Origin of the sequence: Vibrio splendidus 12E03 (genome assembly GCF_000272105.2) — a bacterium.
GTDB lineage: Bacteria > Pseudomonadota > Gammaproteobacteria > Enterobacterales > Vibrionaceae > Vibrio > Vibrio splendidus_I.
Window position 1 is genome coordinate 1 of record NZ_AJZD02000286.1, and the last position, 259, is coordinate 259.

1 pseudogene is annotated in these 259 nt (G+C 58.3%); it reads left to right on the plus strand.

Going from position 1 to position 259, the window contains the following annotated elements:
* A pseudogene (locus A142_RS17910) lies at positions 1-259 on the plus strand (hypothetical protein); the annotation flags it as partial.

The window sequence follows — 259 nt, forward strand, 5'->3', positions numbered from 1 at the left end:
CACGCGGCCTTTTTTTGATGGCTGGCTCAAGTTCACGCTAGGCAGTTTGGTGCTGCTGGTCGTGGTGCGCGCCTCGGGCGTGCTGGCAGGGCTTGCGATTCAAGCGCAGTTTAAAGCGTCGGGCATTTTGCAGTGCGGCGGGGATTTATTGACGTCTTGCCTGGCGGTAGGCGGCAAACGCGCGGTGTTTTGGCCAGCCGACAACATGGAGGTGATGGTGACGATGGTCTTGTCCATTCTCATTGTGGTGTCGAGCATC